The organism is Sphingopyxis sp. SE2 (genome assembly GCF_032227185.1).
Lineage (GTDB): Bacteria > Pseudomonadota > Alphaproteobacteria > Sphingomonadales > Sphingomonadaceae > Sphingopyxis.
The window spans coordinates 1-21,500 of the sequence record NZ_JAPMXW010000001.1 but is presented as its reverse complement, the minus strand read 5'-3'; the positions used below and the strand labels follow the sequence as shown (position 1 = coordinate 21,500).

Annotated in this window: 23 protein-coding genes; 11 read left to right on the top strand and 12 right to left on the bottom strand. The window is 65.6% G+C overall.

What is annotated here, in order from left to right; translation table 11 throughout:
- The first annotated feature begins 20 nt into the window (after positions 1–20).
- Genes OVY29_RS00115 through OVY29_RS00105 form a run of 3 tightly spaced genes read left to right on the top strand, consistent with a single transcriptional unit; the run spans position 21 to position 1,825 of the window.
- Complete coding sequence (locus tag OVY29_RS00115; RefSeq protein WP_313910567.1) at positions 21–569, top strand: VOC family protein; 549 nt, start codon at positions 21–23, stop codon at positions 567–569.
- A 10-nt stretch (positions 570–579) separates the two neighbouring features.
- The gene (locus OVY29_RS00110; protein WP_313910566.1) at positions 580–1,293 is read left to right on the top strand and encodes an EthD domain-containing protein; all 714 of its coding nucleotides are present in this window, start codon (positions 580–582) and stop codon (positions 1,291–1,293) included.
- Positions 1,294–1,318: 25 nt separating this feature from the next.
- The gene (locus OVY29_RS00105; protein ID WP_313910565.1) at positions 1,319–1,825 is read left to right on the top strand and encodes an SRPBCC domain-containing protein; all 507 of its coding nucleotides are present in this window, start codon (positions 1,319–1,321) and stop codon (positions 1,823–1,825) included.
- A 115-nt stretch (positions 1,826–1,940) separates the two neighbouring features.
- Here the strand turns inward: OVY29_RS00105 and OVY29_RS00100 are convergent, their stop codons facing one another.
- From OVY29_RS00100 to OVY29_RS00065, 8 genes are all read right to left on the bottom strand, one after another.
- On the bottom strand, positions 1,941–4,301 hold the full coding sequence (locus tag OVY29_RS00100; protein ID WP_313910564.1) for a TonB-dependent receptor: 2,361 nt from the start codon (positions 4,299–4,301) through the stop codon (positions 1,941–1,943).
- Between the two features lie 200 nt (positions 4,302–4,501).
- Positions 4,502–4,837: a 2Fe-2S iron-sulfur cluster-binding protein gene (locus OVY29_RS00095; protein ID WP_313910563.1), complete on the bottom strand. Its 336-nt coding sequence runs from the start codon at positions 4,835–4,837 to the stop codon at positions 4,502–4,504.
- Positions 4,837–6,255, bottom strand: coding sequence for a cytochrome P450 (locus OVY29_RS00090; RefSeq protein ID WP_313910562.1), 1,419 nt, complete (start codon positions 6,253–6,255; stop codon positions 4,837–4,839). Before OVY29_RS00090 ends, OVY29_RS00095 begins: the two co-directional genes overlap by 1 nt.
- A gap of 98 nt (positions 6,256–6,353) precedes the next feature.
- The gene (locus OVY29_RS00085) at positions 6,354–7,157 is read right to left on the bottom strand and encodes a helix-turn-helix transcriptional regulator (RefSeq protein WP_313910561.1); all 804 of its coding nucleotides are present in this window, start codon (positions 7,155–7,157) and stop codon (positions 6,354–6,356) included.
- Between the two features lie 15 nt (positions 7,158–7,172).
- Positions 7,173–7,796: a Dabb family protein gene (locus OVY29_RS00080; RefSeq protein ID WP_313910560.1), complete on the bottom strand. Its 624-nt coding sequence runs from the start codon at positions 7,794–7,796 to the stop codon at positions 7,173–7,175.
- Positions 7,789–8,145: a hypothetical protein gene (locus tag OVY29_RS00075; protein ID WP_313910559.1), complete on the bottom strand. Its 357-nt coding sequence runs from the start codon at positions 8,143–8,145 to the stop codon at positions 7,789–7,791. The genes OVY29_RS00080 and OVY29_RS00075 overlap by 8 nt, the downstream gene beginning before the upstream one ends.
- Positions 8,132–9,124: an NADP-dependent oxidoreductase gene (locus OVY29_RS00070; RefSeq protein ID WP_313910558.1), complete on the bottom strand. Its 993-nt coding sequence runs from the start codon at positions 9,122–9,124 to the stop codon at positions 8,132–8,134. Before OVY29_RS00070 ends, OVY29_RS00075 begins: the two co-directional genes overlap by 14 nt.
- 9 nt (positions 9,125–9,133) lie before the next feature.
- Positions 9,134–10,276, bottom strand: coding sequence for an LLM class flavin-dependent oxidoreductase (locus OVY29_RS00065; protein WP_313910557.1), 1,143 nt, complete (start codon positions 10,274–10,276; stop codon positions 9,134–9,136).
- Positions 10,277–10,416: 140 nt separating this feature from the next.
- On the opposite strand from OVY29_RS00065, the gene OVY29_RS00060 reads away from it, so the two are divergent.
- Positions 10,417–11,181, top strand: a complete 765-nt coding sequence (locus tag OVY29_RS00060) for an SDR family NAD(P)-dependent oxidoreductase (protein WP_313910556.1) — start codon at positions 10,417–10,419, stop codon at positions 11,179–11,181.
- A 13-nt stretch (positions 11,182–11,194) separates the two neighbouring features.
- Here the strand turns inward: OVY29_RS00060 and OVY29_RS00055 are convergent, their stop codons facing one another.
- The 3 genes from OVY29_RS00055 to OVY29_RS00045 all read right to left on the bottom strand — a co-directional run bounded on the left by OVY29_RS00055 (position 11,195) and on the right by OVY29_RS00045 (position 14,050).
- Positions 11,195–11,644 carry a nuclear transport factor 2 family protein gene (locus tag OVY29_RS00055; RefSeq protein ID WP_313910555.1) on the bottom strand — a complete coding sequence of 150 codons (450 nt, stop codon included), beginning with the start codon at positions 11,642–11,644 and terminating at the stop codon, positions 11,195–11,197.
- 3 nt (positions 11,645–11,647) lie between these two features.
- The gene (locus tag OVY29_RS00050; RefSeq protein ID WP_313910554.1) at positions 11,648–12,820 is read right to left on the bottom strand and encodes a sulfotransferase; all 1,173 of its coding nucleotides are present in this window, start codon (positions 12,818–12,820) and stop codon (positions 11,648–11,650) included.
- Between the two features lie 96 nt (positions 12,821–12,916).
- Positions 12,917–14,050 carry a LuxR family transcriptional regulator gene (locus tag OVY29_RS00045; protein WP_313910553.1) on the bottom strand — a complete coding sequence of 378 codons (1,134 nt, stop codon included), beginning with the start codon at positions 14,048–14,050 and terminating at the stop codon, positions 12,917–12,919.
- Between the two features lie 46 nt (positions 14,051–14,096).
- Between OVY29_RS00045 and OVY29_RS00040 the strand changes: the two genes are divergently transcribed.
- A complete protein-coding gene (locus OVY29_RS00040; RefSeq protein ID WP_313910552.1) occupies positions 14,097–15,035 on the top strand; it encodes an alpha/beta hydrolase in 939 nt (312 codons plus the stop codon).
- A gap of 29 nt (positions 15,036–15,064) precedes the next feature.
- On the opposite strand, the gene OVY29_RS00035 is transcribed toward OVY29_RS00040, so the two are convergent.
- Complete coding sequence (locus OVY29_RS00035; RefSeq protein ID WP_313910551.1) at positions 15,065–15,841, bottom strand: SDR family NAD(P)-dependent oxidoreductase; 777 nt, start codon at positions 15,839–15,841, stop codon at positions 15,065–15,067.
- Positions 15,842–15,981: 140 nt separating this feature from the next.
- On the opposite strand from OVY29_RS00035, the gene OVY29_RS00030 reads away from it, so the two are divergent.
- The 6 genes from OVY29_RS00030 to OVY29_RS00005 are packed head-to-tail and all read left to right on the top strand — an operon-like array spanning position 15,982 to position 21,481.
- Positions 15,982–17,061, top strand: a complete 1,080-nt coding sequence (locus OVY29_RS00030) for a Rieske 2Fe-2S domain-containing protein (protein WP_313910550.1) — start codon at positions 15,982–15,984, stop codon at positions 17,059–17,061.
- A gap of 36 nt (positions 17,062–17,097) precedes the next feature.
- Entirely contained in the window at positions 17,098–17,892 is a 795-nt protein-coding gene (locus OVY29_RS00025) for a glucose 1-dehydrogenase (protein WP_313910549.1), read from the top strand.
- 21 nt (positions 17,893–17,913) lie between these two features.
- Positions 17,914–19,167, top strand: coding sequence for an NADH:flavin oxidoreductase (locus OVY29_RS00020; RefSeq protein WP_313910548.1), 1,254 nt, complete (start codon positions 17,914–17,916; stop codon positions 19,165–19,167).
- Positions 19,151–19,936 carry an SDR family oxidoreductase gene (locus OVY29_RS00015; protein ID WP_313910547.1) on the top strand — a complete coding sequence of 262 codons (786 nt, stop codon included), beginning with the start codon at positions 19,151–19,153 and terminating at the stop codon, positions 19,934–19,936. The genes OVY29_RS00020 and OVY29_RS00015 overlap by 17 nt, the downstream gene beginning before the upstream one ends.
- Positions 19,937–19,938: 2 nt before the next feature.
- Positions 19,939–21,027, top strand: a complete 1,089-nt coding sequence (locus OVY29_RS00010; protein WP_313910546.1) for a DUF1214 domain-containing protein — start codon at positions 19,939–19,941, stop codon at positions 21,025–21,027.
- On the top strand, positions 21,014–21,481 hold the full coding sequence (locus tag OVY29_RS00005) for a nuclear transport factor 2 family protein (RefSeq protein ID WP_313910545.1): 468 nt from the start codon (positions 21,014–21,016) through the stop codon (positions 21,479–21,481). Before OVY29_RS00010 ends, OVY29_RS00005 begins: the two co-directional genes overlap by 14 nt.
- Positions 21,482–21,500: the final 19 nt, after the last annotated feature.

Below are 21,500 nucleotides of genomic sequence, written 5' to 3'. Positions count from 1 at the left end.
GAACAAGGAACGCGCCGAGGATGGAGAGGGCACAGACAATCGCGGACCACGGGCCGATCAGCCAGATCGCATGGCTGACCGAGGATCTCGATCGCGCGATCGACCAATGGCGCCGCCTCGCAGGCATCGGCCCCTGGACCGTCTATCGCAACGTCACGCTCGACGGCCTCTATCGTGGTGCGCCCGCGACGATCCGCATCGATGTCGGGCTGGCCTGGCAGGGCGAGACCCAGATCGAGCTGATCGCGCCGCACGGCAACGGCCCCTCACCCTATCATGACGCGGGCGGCCGCGTGCGCGTGGGCATGCACCATGTCGCCTGGCTGGTCGACGATGTCGCCTCCGCCGCGACCGATGCCGCGGCCGCCGGCCTCGCCCCCGTCTTCAGCGCCGAGAGCGGCGGCGGCGCAACGCGTGTCGCCTATTTCGAAGCGCCCGAAGAACCCGCGATCCTGCTCGAGCTGATCGAGGCGACGCCGATGATCCGCGAGGGCTTCGTGGCCGGGATCGCCGCCGCGCGCGATTGGGACGGCAGCAATCCCGTCACCATCTTCGACTTCGCAGCCTGAGGGAGCTTCCATGGAAAAGATCATTTACGCGTTGTGGAAGGACCCGGCCGAGGACGATGCGCGCTTCAATGAACGCCTGCTCGGCGGTCTCGCCGAGCGGCTCGGCGAACTGGCCCATGCGGTGCGCGTCAATGTGCAGGACGACAGCGTCAGCGCCGGCAGTTCGCCGCGCATGACCTCGACGCGCCCGCAGATGGACGCCGTGATCCAGCTCTGGCTGCCGAGCGCGAACGACCCCGAACGCGCCGCCGCCGATGCGATCATCGCGGACGCCGCGCCGCGCCATGCCGCCTGGCTCGTCAGCGAATCGACTATCATCGCCAACACCCAGCACCCGCCTATGCCCGGCATGCGCACCGAGGGCTTTTCCCAGATCGTGTTTCTGGGCCTGCCGCCGCGGCTGAGCCACGATGGCTGGCGCGACGCGTGGCAGCGTCAGCATTCGGCGGTGGCGGTCGATACGCAAAGCAACTTCGAATATGTCCAGAATCTGATCATACGTCCGCTGAGCTATGGCGCCCCCGCTTATGCCGCGATGGTCGAGGAATGTTTCCCTGCCGCCGCGCTGACTGACGAAGCGGTCTATTTCGACGCAGCGGGCGACCCCGCGCGCCTCGCCGAAAATCAGCGACTGATGATGGAAAGCTGCGCGCGCTTCATCGATTTCGACCGGATCGACTGCATCCCGACCAGCCAGTTCGATATCCGGCCGTTCGCGCGCTGAAACCCCGAAAACCGAAAGGACATACATGCGTAACGTCGATGAATCGCTGACCCGGCTCGATCCCGACGCCATCGTCCGCTCGGACCGCGTCGAGATCGCCGCTCCCGCCGCGATTGTCTGGGAGATATTGGTCGACCTTCCGCGCTACGGCGAATGGAATCCCTTTTGCATCGCCGCCGAATCGACGCTCGACATGGGCGCGCCGGTGCATATGACGCTCCAAAGCTATACCGAGTCCGGTGCGGTCTTTCCCAATTGCGAATATGTTTGCGCGTTCGAGCCCGAACGGCTGCTGTCGTGGGAACTGCCGCACGACGATGCCTGGCCCTATCCCGCGCGGCGCGACCAGATCATCGAGGCGCTCGGCGACGCATCATGCGCCTATCACTCGACCGACGCGTTCCTCGGCCCCAATGGCATTCACGTCATGCGCTTCTGCGGCCCGTGGGTGAAGCGCGCCTTCGACGACACCGCTGCCGCGCTCAAGGCGCGCGCCGAAGCGCTGCACCGCGAACGCAAGGCCGCTTCCTGAGCCATCGCACGCGCGCGTCGCACGTCTCGCTCTCGATCAAAAAATAAAGCCGGATACCGCTCTCGACGGTATCCGGCTCAGTTGTTCTTGAGTGTCCCAGAGAGGATAGCTCAGTTCAGAATTTGAACCCCAGCTCGACGCCGAAGCTGCGCGGATCGCCGTACATCACACCGGCGAAGCCCAGCGAGCCGAAGTCGATCCCCGAGAGCAGATAATCCTCCTTGGTCAGATTCTTGCCCCACACCGCGATCGAAGCCCGCGCGCCGCCCACCGCAATGCCGGAAATCGAGAGCCGGGCGTTGAGCAATCCCACGCCGCCATCGGAGATTTCCTCATTATACGGGTTGACCGGGTGCCAGTAGATCTTGCTGCGATAGTTCCAGTCGGCGCGCGCAACCAGCTCGCCGAAATTGCCGAGTTCGGTCTCATATTGCGCGCCAAGATTGGCGGTCGTCGCCGCCGAATATTGGAACTTCGCAACATCGGAAATATCGGTGGCAACCCCGGTCATCGGGTCGACGAAGGTGAAATTCTTATATTTGCGGTCGGTATAGCCGAACGACGCATCGACGGTGAAGCCGTCGGCAATCTGCGCCAGAATCTCGCCCTCTATCCCCGTATAGGTGGCCTTCGCAGCATTGACGGTCGTGCTCGCCGCCCCGCCGGTTCCGGCAAGGAATTGCTGTACCTGCAGATCGTCGTAGATCGCGTGGAAAGCGGCAAGGTTGAGCCGCAGCCGCCGATCGAACAACTCGCTCTTGATTCCGACCTCGTAGGAGACGAGATCCTCGGGATTGAAACCATTGTTGTCGGCCGCGCGCGCGTTGAAGCCGCCCGCCTTATAGCCCGTGCTGGCACGGACATAGGTCATGATGTCATCGCTCCAGTCGTAGGAGATGTTCGCGAGCCAGTTGAGCCGGTTGAACTTACGCGTCAGGTCGCGCGGCGCGGGCGGCACCGGCGCCGACTGGATCAGATGCTTTTTGTCTTCGGTGTAACGAATACCGCCGGTGATGCTGAGCCGGCTGTCGAGCGCGGCCGGCTTCCAGGTGAGCTGGCTGAACGCCGCCATCGAGCGCGAGACGTGGCGATAGGACAGCAGGGTTTCGAGGTTGACGCCGAAGCTGTTCAGATCGACCCCCGGCGCGATCGGGATCGGCACCGGCGACGGGAGAACGAGCGTAAAGCTCTGCGGATTGATCTCGGTCGCGCGCTCGCGGAAATAATAGGCGCCGAGCACATAGTCGAACTCGTCGCCGATCGACCCGATCAGGTTGAATTCCTGTGAAAACTGCCGCTGATGCCGTTCGTTGCGGGTGCTGAACAGATCGATCGGGCCCACTCCCTGCGGAATGAAGGCGTTGGGCGGCACAAGGATCGCGGGGCTGACGAGGAAGCCGACGAGGCCGCCGTTGCCGTCGAGATCCGAACTGTCGCTCCGATTGTCCCATTTGCGATAGCCGGTGATCGAGCGCAGCGTCGCGTCGCCGATCTCCAGATTGAGCGTCAACGAATGGCCCTGCACCTTGTCATGGGCATTGCCGTCGCGATCGAGGCGGATCTGCGACAGCCGGTCCTGCGACACCTGCGGCGCCGTCCCGCCGAACGCGGGCGAGAAGTTCAGATATTCGAGAATATCGGGGCGGATCGCGCGCAACTGGAACGCGTTGGCGCGGCCGTTCCGGTCGCTCGAATCGAAGACATAGTCGACGGTAAAGCCGTTGCCCTTGTCGAAACGCACCGCGGCGCGAACCGCGTCGGTGTTGCGTGCACCCGGATCGCGCTTGTCCGACGGCTCGAGCAGATTGTCGACCGTCCCGTTGCGCTGGCTGTGATAATAACCGAGCTTGAGCGCGAGGCCGGTGTCGCCGAGTTCGCCGGTGTCGATCAGCGCCTTCACCATATATTCGTCGAAGCTGCCATAGCCGACCTGCAGGCGCCCGCCGAAATCCTTCGACGGCTTGGCCGAGATCAGATTGACCGCGCCGCCGGTGGTGTTGCGGCCATAAAGTGTGCCCTGCGGCCCGCGCAGGACCTCGACGCGCTCAAGATCCATCATGTCGAACAATGCGCCCGCCGACCGGCCGACGATGACGCCGTCGACATAAAGGCCCACCGCGGGGTCGGCGGTCAGGATCGGGTCGTTGTCGACGATACCGCGGATCGAGATCGAGGGATTGGCCGTCGCCGACGGCGTTTCGGTGATGATCAGGTTGGGGGCCGCGCTGCCGAGCGCGGCGACGCTGGTGATGCCGCGCTGCTCGATCATTTCGGAGTTGATCGCACTGATTGCGAGCGGCGTGTCCTGAAGGCTTTCGGAACGCTTCTGGGCGGTGACGATGATCTCGTCGAGACCTTCGGTCGTGGTCTCTTCCGCGGCGGGCGCGGCCTCTTGCGCGTGCGCGGCGCTCGTCATCCAGGGCGCGATGAGCGCGATGGCGGCGATTTGCGCGCGGCAATATGTGCGATGCTTCATCAATCCCATCCCTCTTTCTGTCCATTGCGGCGTATGATGCGCAATTTACGGGTCGAATATCACGACATGCGTAATATGATCAACATATAACTACGCAAGAGGTTAATTCCCTACCCCCTTTTGGTGGTAGGTGCGCGAACGAAAAAAGGGGCGGCAGAGCCGCCCCAGGTCACCCAAGGAGTACCCTCATGGCAAGTCGTTCAAATTCCCGGCTGTTCTTTCGGGATATGGACCCGAAGCCCGTCCAGTTCCTCGGTGATATGGATCTGGCAGCTCAATCGGCTGGTCGGCTTGACCTCGATAAAATCGGCAAGCGCCTCGAGCATCTCGGCCTCGTCACCGCCCGGCGGACCGACGCGCGCTGCCCAATCCTCGTCGACATAGACGTGGCAGGTGCCGCACTGGCGCACGCCGCCACACAGCGCGTCGATCCCGTCGACGAGATTGCCGATGGCGAGGTGCATCACCGCCATGCCCTCGAAATTGGTGCATGTCTTTTCGCTGCCGTCGGGCTGGATATAGGTGACGCGAGCCATCAATTGTGGCCCTTCGCGTGCGCCGGACAGCCCGCCGCCGCCGCCAGTGCATCGAGGTCGGCCGGCGCACGCTCGGCGGCGACCCGCCGCTTGTAGCGCACCCGGCACGGCTGTTCGGGCCAATAGGTGCCTGCACCGGCGATCGGGCGCGGCGTGTCGATCAATTCCATGTCGTAACGCTGGAGCAGGATGGCGATCAGCGCCTTCATCTCCATTCGCGCGAAATTGACGCCGGCGCAGCGGTGCATGCCGCCGCCGAAGCCGATCAGGCTGTTCGATTCGACCTTGGCATCGGCGCGTTCGGTGTTGAACCGTTCGGGATCATAATCGTCGGGCCGGTCGAAAATCTCGCTCATCCGGTGGCTGACCGACGGCGCGAGCAAGATCCAGTCGCCTGCGCGGACCTGGTAACCATCGCGCTCGAAATCGGCCGCCGCCTTCCGGATCATCGTGAAGGCGACGGGGTGCAGGCGCTCGGTCTCGCGCAGCGTGAGATCCATCTTCTGCATCGCGATCGCCTGTTCCCAGCTGAGGTCGGCGCCCGATGCCGCACCCAATATCGCCGCGATCTCTTCGCGCAGCACCTGCTGATAGTCGCGGTTTTGGAGGATATCGATCATCGCCCAGCTGACCTGTCCGGCGGTCGTTTCATGCCCCGCCCAGACGAGCAGCAGGATCATGTGGATGATCAGTTCGTCGGGAATCGGACGGCCGTCGGGATAGGTCGACGCCACCATGTCCTGAAAGAAGTCGGCGGGCTCGACCGGGTGCGCGCGCCGCTGCTTGATCCAGTCGCCGAGGATGCGGTGGAGCTTTTTCTTGGCGGCCTGGCTGCGACGCATTTTCTTGGTCGGGAGCCAGAGCGGCAGCACGAATTCCATCCCGCCCGAAAAGTCGCGGAACAGTTCGAAGAATTCATGGCCCAGCTTCTGCTTGAAATCGCGCCCCATGAAGCTGTGCGCCGCGATGTCCATCACCACGGGCCCCAGCGTCTGGATGAGATCGAACTCGCCGCTGTCGCCGAGCCGGTGACAAAGCGCCATCGCCTCTTCGGCCATCACCGGCACATATTGCTTCATCGCCGACGCCTTGAAGCGCGGCATGATCACCGCGCGCTGGTTCAGATATTCCTCCATCTCGGCGAAGGAATAAAAATCTGGCGAGAACATCTTGTGGAAGAAGGGCATCGATTCGCGGATCGACAGCAGTTTGTCGGTTTCCTGAAAGATGAAGCGATTGTTGTCGGGGCCCAGCATCACGACCATGTTCCGCCCGCCCATGCGGAAGGAATAGATCGGGCCGTGCTCCTGATAGCCCCTGCGCAGCAGGCCCACGGGGTCCTTGAAGAAGCTGGTGAGGTGGCCGAGGAACGGCATTCCTCCGTCCATCGCGGGCGGCTTCATCGCGATTGCCGACATGCTGATTCTCCTCTCGACGCCGTCTGCGCGGCCGAACAGGAGGGATCATTGCGCGCGGACGGTGCATCGCCGAGCGCGTCGCACTTGAGTAGCGAATTTCAATCCTTCGAGGATCGCTTGACGCGCTTGTCGGTGCCGAGCGACCCCGACCCGACATCGCGCGCGACCATCGGCAGCGGGATCGGGGTCGAGGCGATGAGCAGCCCGACGTTGGTCTTGACCGCGGGCGGCAGCGGCGCGTCGCGCGCGATCAGGTCGCGGACCTCGCGGAACAGGCTCGCGAGCCGGCGTTCGAGCAGCGCGCGCGATGCCTCCGACAACTCGCCGATCTCGAACTCCCAGATCGATCCCGGCGTCGAGAAATCATATAGCAGAAACTCCTCCTTCACCCGCCGGTCGAAGAAGCGCCGCATCGGGCCGCCGCGCCGCCAGCCGATGCTGCGCGCGGTCATCAGCCGGATGATATTGCCGGGGAGGAGCTGAATCAGCCCGATCCGCTCGAGCTTGAGCAGCGCGGGGATCAGCTGCGTCTGGTCGATGCCATAATCGGCCTCGATCCGTTCGACCGTCCAGCCGCCGAGCGCGAGGTGAAAGCAGAAAAGCGCGAGCGGCTCGTCGACCAGCGCCTGTTCCTGCGCGTCGGTCAGCATCGCCGGCATCGCGGGCCGCATCTCGTCGGCCATGCGCGCGAGTGCGAGGAAGTCGATGCCCGCGATCTCGCAAATCTCGTCGATCCGCGCGAGCGTGAAGCTCTGCTGCGCAAAGGTGCGGCGGACGCTCGCATGGCTGATGCCGAGCGCGCTCGCGACATCGGCATAGGTCAGCCCGCGCTCCTTCAACACACGCTTCAGCGCCTCGACCAGATAGGCGCTTTGCATGTGCAGGGGCTCGGCTGCCGTCATCGGGCGCTTATCACCCTAAAGGATCGACGCCTCAAGCGCGCAAAAGCTGTGGCACAGCCGCGCATCGACGATGCGGTCGGGGCATTCGGGATCGAACCAGCGGTCGATCCGCGCCCAATGATAGGGGTGCATCATATAGGGGCCCATCAGCCCGCCCGCGTCGGCATATTCCTGCTCCCAAACGTGCGTCCATCGGCGCTCTCCGACGGCGGCACCGGCGCGGCTGAGCTGCCAGTTGCGGATCGCAGGGATGTAATGCGGCATCATCCGCGTTTCGGCTTCGAACTGCGCAATGGTCTCGGGCGCGCGGCCTTCGTCGACGCTGAGCAGCAGCACGCGGTAGACGCCGTTCGCGAGGCCGGGAGCTTGCTTGCCGTCCGGCGAGCCCTGATAGTCGGCGCCGTCGACCTCATCTCCGGCGAGCAGCGGTCCCAGCGCCGCGCCGAGAGCGTCACGCTGCCCGGCGCTGTCGAACGCAAAATGCGCGAGCAGGTCGCCGCCGAAATGGCTGCCCGGCAGCGTTGGTGCGACGAGGGTGCGATATGCCGCATGCGTCCTTGCGAGCGCGCGCAGTTCGTCCGCGAGCAGCGCCAGCCGCGCGGGGTCGGCGAGCGTGACGAGACGGGTCAGCTTAAACATCGCAGAGGCTTTCGATGTCGCCGGGCGCGGCTGCGAAGAAGCGGCGGCGGCTCACCGCGCGCGTATCGACCTCGGCCCACCAGGCAGCGACCGCGGGATCATTGCCGCCGACGAAGCGCATTTGCCACCACGCCCCCGCACCGGCGAGCGACCAGCGGAAGGTCAGCGTATTGGACTGGTCGTCCAGCCACATCGGCGGGCTGACGAGGATTTGTTCGAGCATCATGCCGCGCTCGCGCGCGCCGGGCGCATAACGCGCGAGATAGTCCTCCAGCAACGCCTTGCCCTCGCCGGGCTTCGCGACGATCTCGTCGATCGCCTGAATCGAACGCCGCTCAACGCTTGTCATGATCGGCCACGTCGAGGATGATCTTGCCGCGGACGTGCTGCGCCTCGACGCGGCGGTGCGCGTCTGCGGCTTCGTCGAGCGGCATCGTCTCGATCGCCGGAGGCTTTACGTTCCCCGACGCACAAAGCGCGGCGAGCCCCGTCAGATGTTCAGGCAGCCGGGCGACCGCGACCATGTTCGACAGGATGCGGATGTCGCGCTTTGCCGCCTCGGCGACCAGTTCGTCGCCCGCGCGCGATATCAGCGTCTCGATCTCGACATAGCGTCCGCCCGGCGCGACGATATCGAGCGCCGCCGGGAGCAGCGTATCAAGCCCGACCGCATCGAGCACCAGATCGACCCCGCCCGGCGCCCACGTGCGAAGCTTGCTCGCGACGTCGCCGCCGCGATAGTCGATCGCGATCTCGGCGCCGAGGCCTTCGACATAATCGCGGTTGGCCGCGCCGCAGGTAACCGCGACACGCGCACCGAGCGCTTTCGCCACTTGGATACCGATGCTGCCGACCCCGCCCGCGCCGCCGTTGATCAGCACCGACTGGCCCGCACGGAGTTCGCCGGCGTCGACGATCCCGCCATAGGCGGTCGTCCCTGCGACCGGCAACGCCGCCGCCTGCGCGAAGCTCCACGCCAGCGGCAACGGCGCGAGGAAGGCGGCGTCGGCGATGCAATATTCGGCATAGGAGCCGTCGAGACCCTGCCCTTGCCGCGACATGCCGAAGACGCGGTCGCCGGGCAGGAACGCGTCGACGCCTTCGCCCACCGTCTCGACGAGGCCCGCAAGATCGAAGCCAAGCACGAAGGGGAAATGATAGTCGATATAGGCCGACAGCTTGCCCTCACGCGTCTTCCAGTCGGCGGGGTTCACGCCCGCGCACACGACGCGGACTAGGACTTCGCCCGGCCCGGGTGCGGGCACGGGCAACTCACCCCGCTGCAGCACGTCCGCCCCGCCGAATCCGTTGATGATCATCGCGCGCATCGCGCCTCCCTATTCGGCCGCCTGCGCGGTCTGCTTGCGGAAATGCGGGATCACATGCGTTCCGATGTTGCGGATCGTTTCGAGGATCGCCTCGTGCGGTACCGCACCCATCTGGAAGAGGAAGAGGATTTCGTCGGCGCCGGCATCGAACAGCCGCTGGACGTAGCGGGTGCAGTCCTCGGCCGTTCCATAAGCGTCCTGCACCTCCTCATAGGCGCCGGTATGCTCGGAACCGATCGTGATCTTTTCCTCGGACAGATAGGCGACGACCGCCGCCTTCTCCTGCTGCAAGATCGCCGCCTGCTCGTCGCCCGACAGGTCCTCGACGGCCGGCTTGGGCCCGCCTTGATACCAGTAACCGAGCGACTCGACGAAGAAGCGCTGGCCGCGCAAGCCGATCTTGCGCGCTTTCTCGCGGTCGTCGAGCACGAGCGCCGGGCAGAGCGCGGCGAGATGCTCGGTCGGCCGGAAACCGACCTGGTCCTCGGCTTTGCGGTTCGCCCAAGCGGCGCGATAGATCGCATTCTTGCTCGCGATGTCGTCGGGTCCGGCGAAGCCCAGCACCAGCGCGCCGATGCCGCGCGCGCCCGCGGTCGTCAGCGCGTCGGCACGCGTGCACGCCATATAGAGCGGCGGGTGCGGATCCTGATACGGCTTGGGATGGATTGGGCGGCGCGGGATGCGGATGTGGGTGCCGTCATGCTCGATCTCATCCTGCACCATGATCTTCGGGATCAGATACATGCTCTCGTCGATCATAGGCTGGAGTTCGGCGAGGTCGTAGCCGAAGGTGCCCGCTTCCTGCTGGGTGCCGCCCTTGCCCATGCCGAAATGGACACGGCCGTTCGACAATATGTCGAGCGTCGCGATCCGCTCGGCGACCTTGACCGGATGGTTCATCGCGGGCGGCAGGCAGACGACACCGTGCCCGATGCCGAGCCGCGTCGTCTTGCCGGCGAGGAAGGCGAGAAAGGTCTCGGGCGCCGACATATGCGCATATTGGGTGAGCGCAGTGTGCTCGACCGCCCACACGGTGTCGAAGCCCATCTCCTCGGCGAGCACCGCCTGCTCGATAATCTCGTGGAAGCAGCGCGCCTCGTTTTCGCGCGAGGTGTCCACCATCTGCGCTTCGTAAATGATCGAGAATTTCATGGCCCGCGTTCCTCTCCGCCGTCTGCTTTTCGGCGTGCATAGGGCGGCGGAAGGGCCCCGTTCCTCGTCCAATTGGATCAATTCGCGCCGCGCCGCCGATGCTAGGCAAGGTGCGACATTGGGCAGGAAGAGGAATTGCGATGGGCATGTTCGACGGCAAGGTCGCGCTGGTGACCGGCGGCGCTTCGGGGATAGGCGTCGCGGCGTCGCTTCGCTTCGCCGAAGAGGGCGCCGCGGTTGTCGTCGCCGACATCAACGAGGCCGGCGCCGAAGCGATCGCCGAAAAGATTCGCGCCGCCGGCGGCCGTGCGCGCGCGATCCGCTGCGACGTCAGCAGCGCGGCCGACAATGACGCGATGGTCGCAGCGGCGAAGCAGGATTTCGGACGCCTCGACGCGGCCTTCCTCAACGCCGGCGCCTATGCACAGACCGGCTTCGACGAGTCCGACGCTGCGACGTTCGACAGCATGATCGCGATCAACCTGAAGGGTGCGTTTCTCGGCCTGCAGGCGGCGCTGCCCGCGCTCGAGCCGGGCGGCGCTGCCGTGGTTACCGCCTCAACCTCGGGCGTCATCGGCCTCAACGTCGCCGCGGCCTACAGCGCCGCCAAGCACGGCGTGATCGGCGCGGTGCGCTCGGCCTCACAGAGCTTCGCGCGGCGCGGGCTGCGCGTCAACGCGATCTGCCCCGGGCCGGTCGCGACCACGATCCTCGGCGTAAACGAATCGGCGCCGATTCAGCCCGCCGACGCGCTGGCGCTTCCCGGTGCCGATGGCGTGCTGCTGCCGCAGCATATTGCCGAGGTCGCGCTGTTCCTTGCCAGCCCGCGTTCGGGCGGAATCAACGGACAGTCGCTGATCGCCGATGCCGGCTTTCTGTCCAGCTATCCTCCGATGCCCGAATGAGCGTTGGACGGCGTCATTCGCGCTCGACGCGGATGCGGCTGAGCCGCGTCTTCGCGATCAGCCAGCGGCCGCGCGCCTTGCGGTAGCAATCATGATAATGTCCGAAGCCATGGCGCGAGCGGCCGGCAAGATCGCTTCCTTCGCCCGCCCAGAAATGATCGTCCATCGCCCAGATGCCCTCGGCGTCGCGCGCGCCGGTGAAGCGGATTTCGAAACTGTGGACATGGTGGACGGTCGCGGCTCCTTCGAGCGCCGCGGTGACTCCCGCCACAAAATTATCGGCGCCGGTGGTCAGCAACTGCTCGTCGGGCTCGCCGCCCGGCATTTCGCGGAAATCGCCGACCATGTCGTCGGTCAGCAGGCTGCGCAGCAGCGGCCAGTCCTTGGTATCGAGCGCGCGCAGATAGCGCGCCTTGAGCAGTCTTATCTCCTCGATCGCGGCGAGGTTGACGGCTTCGGTCATGATCTATTTCCCCTCCAGGAAGGCGGCTCGATAGGCCGCGAAACTTTGTTCGACATCGGAGCGGACCAGACCGAAATCTTCAAGCGCATATTTATGCGGCGCGCGCTCCTCGCGCTTGTTCGCCTCGATCCACTCGGCCATTCCCGCGCGCACCGCGTCGGTGACCTCGATCCCCGCGGCTTCGAGCACGCGCGTGCCTTCGCCGATCGGGTCGCTCAAGAGGTCGGCATAGCGGACGTCGACGAAATTCTGCCCCGCGACCGTTCCGCGCACCGCCATGAAACGCTCGAGCAGTTCGGCAAGGCGCGGCACCCAGAAGCGCGCGACGCTTTCGCGATCCACATCGTCCGAGACCATCCGGTAGAGGCTGTGTTCCATGCTGCAATAGCTCGGCACCGTCGCGACCGGATCGCGGTGCGTCATCACGATCTTCGCCTCCGGGAACACCTCGATAACCGCGTCGAGCGCGAGCAGGTGGCCGGGGGTCTTGAGCACCCATTTGGCGCCCTTGCGGCTCTGGTCCTGCCATTGCAGCGACTGGAGGATCTGTTTGAGGTCGCGGTAGCATTGAACGCGGTCGTTCTCGGTCAGCCAGCGCGCATAGCCCGGCACATGATAGGTGCCCTCGATCATCGTGCTCGAATAGAGCTGGCCGAGGATGATCAACTCCTCGTCGGGCTGGTCGATGCTCATCGGGTGGATCGACATCAGGTCGGGGATCGTCGCGAGCATATAGTCGAGGAAACCGCGCGCCGCCGCGCGCCGCGGCTCGGGGTTACCGCGCTCCTCTCCCGGAAAGGGCGCGTAATTCTGCGTCTCGAACCAGCGCGTGCCGGTCATCCCGGGCGCCGAGGCGAGCATGCGGTGGAGCATCGTGCTGCCCGTGCGCGGCAGTCCGACGACCACCGCGGCGACCTCGACCGTCTCGTCCAGAATTTCGGGATGGCGCTTGATCAGATCGACGTGGCGCAGCCGATTGACGAGGCCGCTCACGACCATCGCCGCTGCGCTGCCGACGCCCGCTTCGCTCAATCGCGCCTCGCCGTTCAGCGCCGGAATCAGCGCGTCGATATTGGCGAAAAACCAGGTGTCGCCGAAATCCGAAAGCCCCGTCTGCTCGCATGCGCGCGCCACCAGCGTCGCGCGATCCGGCACTTGGCCCAACATCTCTCCCATCCCGCAAACCTTCCGCATTACGTAGACACTTTGTCTATTAAAATACGATATTCGTATCTGAATCTCATATCATCTACGCAAAATATCATATTCCGGTCAAGAGCCGCCGCGTTCGGGCATTCCGGCATGGAGCAGATGGACAAGCTGCGACTGGCGGCGCGCGCCGGTTTTCGCGAAGATCGAGCGCAGGTGCGAGCGCGCCGTATTGTGCGCGATGCCGAGACGGTCGGCCGCCTCGACCAGCGAGCCGCCGCCGGCCAGCGCCGCGGCCAGCATCGCCTCCATGCGCGTCAATTGGAACAGGTCGCGGATCGCTTCGGGATCGGGGGCCGCTTCCTGCCCCGGATCGCTGACGAACAGCGCGAGCGCCGCGCCCTTGCCCCCGCGCATGAAAGCCGGCGTCGTCACCGCCTTGGCGACGACGCCGAGGTCGCGCCCGCCCGACGGCCGTTCGATGCGGAAGCGCTGCGGCGGCGCCGCGACCGCATCGGCCTCCGACCGCAGCATCTTGAGCAGCTTTTCGAGCGCGCGGTGCGCATCGGCGGCCGCGAGCCGCAGCTTTCCGCCCGCGACAACCACGCCGTCGGCCTCGGCGAGCAAACGCTCGGCGACGGCATTGGCGCGGACCACCTTGCCGTCATGGTCGAGGATGATCGCCGCGACCCCCATTTGCTCGACGACGCCGCGATAGACGCCATGTTCGGCGCCCGATGCCTGCAGCCGTTCGAACAGGCGAATCGCGTTGCGCAGGTGCGGCACGATGTCCTGCAGCGCCTCGCGCTCGGCGGCCGCGAAATCGCTGCGGCTGCTGTCGCGCGTCACGCGCAGCCGCGCCTCGAACCCGCTGTCGAAGCGCAGGTCGACGCCCAAAATCTGGTCGCCGCCCGCGGCCTCGAGGAAGTCGCGCCAGAAATCGCTCATCCGCGTGTCGCCCTGCACGAAGTCGGTGAAGGCGGTCACCTTGCCTTCGGGCAGTCCTTTGAACGGGTCGTCGACGAAATAGCTTTCGATATAGTCTTCGGCGGTCTGCGGATCGCCCCCCGGCGTCACCAGCGTCCCCGGCCGACTCGCGCCCGGCATCGTCAGAATCAGCGTCGCATAGCTCGCGTCGAGATAGAGCGCGAGGCTGCGGAGGAAATCCTCCCACGGCGTTTCGGCCAGCAGGCCGCCGAACAAATCGGACAGCAGGCCCGAAAACGCCGCGTTCATCCCGTCCGTTTTCACCGCCATTCCCTCGTTTCCATCCATTCCATCCCACAAACAGGAGAGCTTTGCCATGCCCGTTGATCCCGTTCTCGTGCCGCTCCTCGATATGATCAACAACCTGCCGTACATGAACCCGCCGTTCGACGCCGCCGCCTTCCGGCTGGGCGACGAGCAGCCGATGCCGGCATTCAAGGCCGACATCGCCGAAGTGCGCGACCTGACGCTCGACACCGTCGCCGGTCCGGTCCGCGCGCGCCTCTACCACCCCGCTCCCGGCACCGCACAGCCGCTGCTTTTCTTCATGCACGGCGGCGGCTGGGTGTTCGGCACGATCGAGACGCACGACCCGCTGTGCCGCGCGCTCGCGTCGGCGGCCGAGGTCGCTGTCCTGTCGCTCGAATATCCGCTGTCGCCCGAGCATCGCTATCCCGTGGCGCTCGACACGATGCGCGCGGCGCTCGCCGCGGCGATCGATCAGGCCGGCACGCTCGGGATCGATCCCTTGCGCATCGCGATCGGCGGCGACAGCGCCGGCGGCAACCTGTCCGCTGCGCTCTGTCTCGACGCGCGCGACAAGGCCGGCCCCGCGATCGCGCACCAACTGCTCCTCTACCCCGTCATCGACAATGACTTCAGCCGCGCGTCGCACAGCGAAAACTCCTCCGGCTACCTCCTCAGCAGCGCGATGATGCAATGGTTCTGGGCGCAATATCTGGGCGACGCGGAACGGACGCCCGAAGCTCTGGCGGCCCCGATCCGCGCCGCGAGCCTCGCCGGCCTGCCGTCGGCGACCGTGATCACCGCCGAATATGACCCGCTGCGCGACGAAGGCAACGCCTTTGCCGCGCGGCTCGCCGCGGAAGGCGTCGCAGTGACCCACAGCGAGGTCCCCGGCGTGATCCACGGCTTTGCGAGCATGCTCGGCATGCTGCCGCAGGCCGACATCGCGGTGGGCACCGCGGCCCGCGGCCTTCGGACCGCTTTCAAGATGGACGCCGTCACGGCGTAATCGCGCGGCGGGGGTCTGCACCGTCCGGTTCAGACCCCGTAACCGCCCGCAACCGCAATCTGCTGCCCGGTTATGTAGGCCGCTTTGGATGAGGCAAGGAAGACCGCGGCATGACCGATTTCCTCGGGGCGCCCCCAACGCTTGAGCGACAGATTCTTGTGCACCTCGGCGGTCCACGCGTCGTCGAACACACCCTGTTTCGAAAGCTCGAGAAACATGCCGGCCTCGATCACGCCGACGAGGATGGAGTTGGCGCGGATGCCATGCTTCCCCTCTTCGCGCGCGATGCCTTTGACCAGCGCCTCGTTCGCGGCCTTGGGCGCGACCGACAGCCCGTCCTTGTCGGGCCAGCGCAGGTCGCCCGCCGACCCCAGGTGCACGAACGAGCCGCCGCCGTGCGCGCGCATGTGCGGAATGACATGGTGCGCGGCGTTGAAAAATCCGTGGACTTCGACATCGATCGCGCGGCGCCATTGTTCGGGGGTCGTCTCGGCGAGGTGGACCTGCGCGACGAGCGGGCCGGCGCCCCACAGCATAGTGTGGATGCGCCCATGCGCGGCGATGGCATCGGCGATCGTGGCGGCCAGCCCGGCATCGTCGGTGACGTCGCATTGATGCAGGCTCGCCTTGCGCCCGGACGCCTCGATGCGTTCGGCCAGCGCTTCGGCTTCCGCCTGTTTCGAGCGCCACGCGATCGCGACGTCGCTTCCCGCCGCGGCAAATTCGCCGGCAACCGCGGCGCCGATGCCGCCGGTCGCGCCGAAAATCAGCGCCGCGCCCTCGGGAAATTGACGAACTTCACCCATATTCACCCTCCTTGATCCCGAGAATATTGCATAGTGTTGGTAATAGTGAGATATGTTATCGAAATGCGAGGACATCGCAAGTTCTCAAAACGCATAGTGACAATGCTTGGCCGCTAACCGGTCATGATGGGAGATTTTCAATGGCGACAACCGCAGACTATGGGCTGGGCGAACAGGTCTTTCCGCGCGGCTGGTTCATGATCGCCGCCGCCGCCGAACTCGAAGGGACGAAACCCCTCGCCGTCCGCTTTTTCGGACGCGACCGGGTGCTCTATCGCGGCGAGTCGGGGCAGGTTTATCTGGTCGATGCCTATTGCCCGCACATGGGCGCGCATCTCGCGAAGAACGAGACGAGCTTCGTGATCCGCGACAATGAGCATGTGCAGGGCGATTCGATCCGCTGCCCCTATCATGGCTGGCGCTTCGGCCCGGACGGCAAATGCAACCAGATCCCCTATTCGCCGCAGAGGATTCCGGCGGCGGCCAAGCTCGAAAACTGGCCGGTGATCGAGCGCGCGGGCTGCATCTGGATGTGGCACGATCCCGAAGGGCTCGAACCCGAATATGATCTGCCGCCGTTCGAGGAATATGATCAGCCGCATTGGGTGAAGTGGGAGCTCGACCGGCTGGGCGAGCTTACGAGCCATCCGGTCGAAATCCTCGACAATATGGCCGACCGCGCCCATTTCGAACCCGTCCACGGCAATGACGCCGTCGATGTCTTCGAGAATGATTTCGACGGCCACCGCGTCGTCCAGCGGCTGCGCGCGGGGCACCGCACGCTCCAGGGCGACGCGCCGCTCGAAACCGACACCTGGTATACCGGGCCGGGCATTCTACAATCGCGCATGTCGGGGCAATTCCCCTCGATCATCATGATCGCGCACACGCCGGTCGACGACGGGGTGGTAAAGGTGTGGCACGCGCTGCTGGTCAAGGTGCCCAACGCCGAGCCGACGGCGGACGATGTCGCGATGGCGCGCGCCTATCAGGCCGCGGCCTGCGCCGCCTTCGCGCAGGATTTCGAAATCTGGTCGAACAAGAAACCGTGCGTCAATCCGATGGCGGTGCAGGGCGACGGCCCGATCGGCAAGCTGCGCATCTGGTATCGCCAATTCTACAACCCGCGCGCGCGCGCCGAAGAGTTCCAGAAGCGCGTCAACGGTACCCACGTCACCCGCGGCACCTTGTCGGCGCCGTTCGAACAAAAGGTCGCCTGACCGGCGGCATCCCAGACAGAAAACAGGAGAAATTGCGTGGCAAGACTCGCAGGTAAGGTTGCGATTATCACGGGCGCGGCACAGGGAATGGGCGCCGCGACCGCGCGGCTGTTCGCGGCCGAAGGCGCCAAGGTGGTGCTGTGCGACGTCATCGAGGACAAGGGACGGGAAACCGCCGCCGAAATCGGTGAGAGTGCCGTTTTCGAAAAGCTCGACGTGCGCTCGGAGGCCGACTGGGACCGCGTTGTCGCCGCGACGGTCCAGCGCTTCGGCCAGCTCGATATCCTCATCAACAACGCCGCGATCGTGCATTTCAGCCCGATCGAGGCGATGCCCGCCGAAGATATCGAGCGCGTCCTCGCAATCAATGTGATGGGAACGATGCTCGGCGCCAAATATGCCGCGGGCGCAATGACCGAGGCCGGACGCGGCGTGATCGTCAACATCTCGTCGGTCGATGGCCTCCGCGGCTGCAACGGCCTGTCGGCCTATACCGCAAGCAAATGGGCGGTGCGCGGACTGTCGAAATCGCTCGCCTATGAACTCGGACCGCGCGGCATCCGCGTCTGCACCGTCCATCCCGGCGGCGTGAACACCCAGATGGGCAACCCCGCCGGCCTCGAGGGCGACGCACTCAACGTCGGTTACGAGCGCGTCCCGCTCCAGCGGATCGGCGAGCCGGAGGAAATCGCGCGCGCCAGCCTGTTCATCGCCTCCGACGACGCCAGCTATATCAGCGGCGCCGAGCTGGCGGTCGATGGCGGCTGGTCGGCCGGCTATTATCAGCCCTTCCTGCCCGGCGCGCCGGCGAGCCTGACGGGGCAGCCGTGATGCGCGCGGCCGCCTGAACCCATGAGCGGCGATCCGTTCAGCCCCGTAACGATCGGTCCGGTCACGCTCCGCAATCGCTTCATCCGTTCGGGCGCGAACGAGATGATGAGCAAAGCGACCTTCCCCACCCGCGCGCTTCTCGACCTCCACCGCGCCTATGCACGCGGCGGCGTGGGGATGACGACGCTCGCCTATCTCGCGGTATCGCCCGACGGCCGCACGCTGCCCGGTCAGGGGATGTTGAGCCACGAGAGCGTGCCGCATTACCGCGCGGTCACCGACGCGATCCATGCCGAGGGCGCCAAGGCGTCGGCGCAGATCACCCATGGCGGCAGCTTTTGCCAGATCGACGACCTGTCGACGCCGCGCGCGATGTCGGCATCGGCCGGGATCGACAAAATGGGGGTGCTCAAGGGTCGCTTTTTCCAGCGTGCGATGACGCGCGCCGACATGGAGATGGTGACGGACGAGTTCGTACGCGCCGCCGAGCTGGCCGAAGACGCGGGTTTCGACGCGCTCGAAATCCATATGGGGCACGGCTATCTGCTCAACCAGTTCGTCTCCCCGCTCTCGAACTTTCGCAAGGATGGCTATGGCGGATCGGCGGCAAACCGCGCGCGCTTTCCCGCCGAGGTGCTCGCGGCGGTCAAGCAGGCGACCGGCGGGCGGCTCGCGATCCTTGCCAAGATCAATCTGACCGATGCGGTGCCGGGCGGCGCGACGGTCGACGACGCGATCGTCACGGCGCGCGCGCTCGAAGCGGTAGGCGCGGACATGCTGGTCCTGTCGGCGGGGCGCAACATCGAAAGCACCTGGGCGATGTTCGGTTGCGCACTGCCCTATGGCGATCTGGCCGCGATGCAGGGCGGGTGGCTCGCGAAGCTGCAATTTGCGATCCTGAAACGCAGCGTGCCGAAGCTACCCCCTTTTCGCGAAAATTATCTGATGGAATCCGCGCTCAAGCTGAAGGCGGCGCTGGGTTCGACGCCGATGAAGCTCGCCTATCTGGGGGGTGTCCAGTCGCTCGCGGGGGCGCAGCGGGCGGTCGCCGAAGGGTTCGATGCGATCGCGCTGGCGCGCGCGCTGATCCACGACCCCGCATTGATCGCGAAGTGGCAGAGCGGGGCTAGCGATGTTTCGGGCTGCACCGCGTGCAACCGCTGCGTCGCCGTGATGTACGGCCCGTCGGGGACGCACTGCCCCGAGGTCGGCAACGCGCTCGACCCCGGGCTCAAGGATATATTTGCCGGAGAGACATATGCCGAACCTGCTTGAGAACAAGGTGATCGTCATCAGCGGGGTCGGCCCCGGCATGGGGCAGGCGATGGCGCGGATCGCCGCCGCTGAGGGCGCCAAAGTCGGGCTCGGCGCGCGCAATGGGGATTTCATCGAGCGGGTCGCGGGCGAAATCCGCGCGGGCGGCGGCGAGGCGGTCGCGGTGCCGACCGATGTCGGCGATGCGGACCGGTGCGCGGCGCTGGCGCAAGCGACCGCCGACGCGTTCGGACGGATCGACGGGCTGGTCAACACCGCCTATGTCCACGGCGAATGGGTGACGGTGGACGAGGCCGATCCCGAGGATTGGGCGCGGGTGTTCGACGTCAATTGCCTCGGCGCGCTCCGGATGACGCAGGCGGTGCTGCCCGCGATGAAAGCACGGGGCGGCGGCGCGGTGGTCAACGTCGCCACCATGTCGCAGGTCAATCCCTTCCCCGGCGAGGGCGGCTATGCCACCGGCAAGGGCGGCCTCACGACAATGACCCGGCATATGGCCAAGGATCTTGGCCGCTTCGGCATCCGGGTCAACGCGACGCGGATGGGGTGGATCGGCGGCAAGCCCGTCCATGACTATATCGAACGCGCGGTCGCGGGCGGCCAGGACCGCGATATGGTGATCGGCGAGATCACCGCGCACATCCCGCTCGGCGTCATTCCGCCCGAAGAGGATTGCGCGAAGAGCGTGCTCTTCTTCCTCTCCGACTATGCGAAAATGGTCACCGGCGCGACGCTCGACGTCAACGGCGGCCAATATATGGCGCCCTGACGATGACGGAGAGCCCTATCCTTTCGCCTGATGTCTGGCGCGACTTCTGCCGGCGGCTGGAGGCCGCTGGCGAGATCGTGACCGGACTGGAATCCGCCGCCAACCCGCTCGACCGCGCCGAGGGCTATCGCTACCTCACCCGGCTGCTGCGCATCGCGCTGGACATGCAGCTCGAACATGCCGACCCCGATTTCCCGAGTTTCTATGCCGCCTCGCACGAAACCGCGAAGATCGGCGCCGACAATCCCGACAATATCTATATGAACGCGACGGTGTCGGGCGCCCGGCGTTACCGCATCCGCGGGCAGCGCGGCAGCGTACCGATCCTGAGTTTCGGCACCAAGGCCAATCGCTACACGATCGACGGGACGATGGCCTCGACCGGCGAGATCGATTCGGCCGATATGGCGGTCGCCCCCGACGGATCGTTCGAGATCATCGTCAGCCGCGACCAGGTGGGCGGCAACTGGCTGCCGCTCGCCGACGACAGCTCGATGGTGATCGTGCGCCAGACCTTTCTCGACCGCAGGGCCGAAGTGCCCGCGACGGTGGCGATCGAGGCGATCGACGGCCCCGCCCACCCCGCGCCGCTTTCCGCCGACGCGCTCGCGGCGGCGCTTGAACGCGCCACCGCCTTCGTCGCCGGCACCGCGCAAACCTTCGTGCAGTGGGCCGAGGATTTCCGCGCCAACCAGATGAACCGGCTCGCGACGATCGACCAGACGCGCTTTTTCCGCGCCGGCGGCGATCCGACGATCTTTTACCTCCACGGCTGGTGGCAGCTTCAACCCGGCGAGGCGCTACGGATCGACACGCGCATTCCCCAATGCAGCTTCTGGAACTTCCAGCTCGACAATGTCTGGATGGAATCGCTCGATTACCGCTATCACCGCATCCATGTGAACGGACACAGCGCGCGGCTGAACGGCGACGGCACGCTGACGCTGATCGTCGCCCCGCGCGATCCGGGCTTCGGCAACTGGATCGATACCGCGGGGCACCATCAGGGCACGATGCTGCTGCGCTGGATCGGCGCCACCGACCACCCCATCCCCGAAACCAGGATAATCCCGATCGATGACCGACCTTGAATCCCGCATCGCGCGGCTCGAAGCCGAAAGCGACATCCGCCGCCTGAAAGCGCGTTACCTCAATGCTTGCGACGCCAAGGATGTGGACGCGATCCGCGCCTGCTTCACCGAAGATGCGGTGATCGATTTTCCGCCGATCGGCGAATTCGGCCTCGACGGGCTGATCGACGTCTTCACTCAAATGGCGGCGACGACGCCGATCACCGACGTGCATCAGGGACATAATGCCGAGATCGCGGTGGCGGGCGACGAGGCGCGCGCGCGCTGGAACCTCGGCTATGCGACCTATGACCCGCGCGCGGGGAGTTTCCGGCTGCTCGCCAATTTCTATCACGACCGCTACCGCCGCACCCCCGACGGCTGGCGGATCTGCTACACGCGCTCCGAACCGCGTGCGATCGTAGACGGCATGCTGGCGGAGGACGGGATCAAGGCGAACTGGATGGCGACATAAACGACCGGTTTCGACCGGG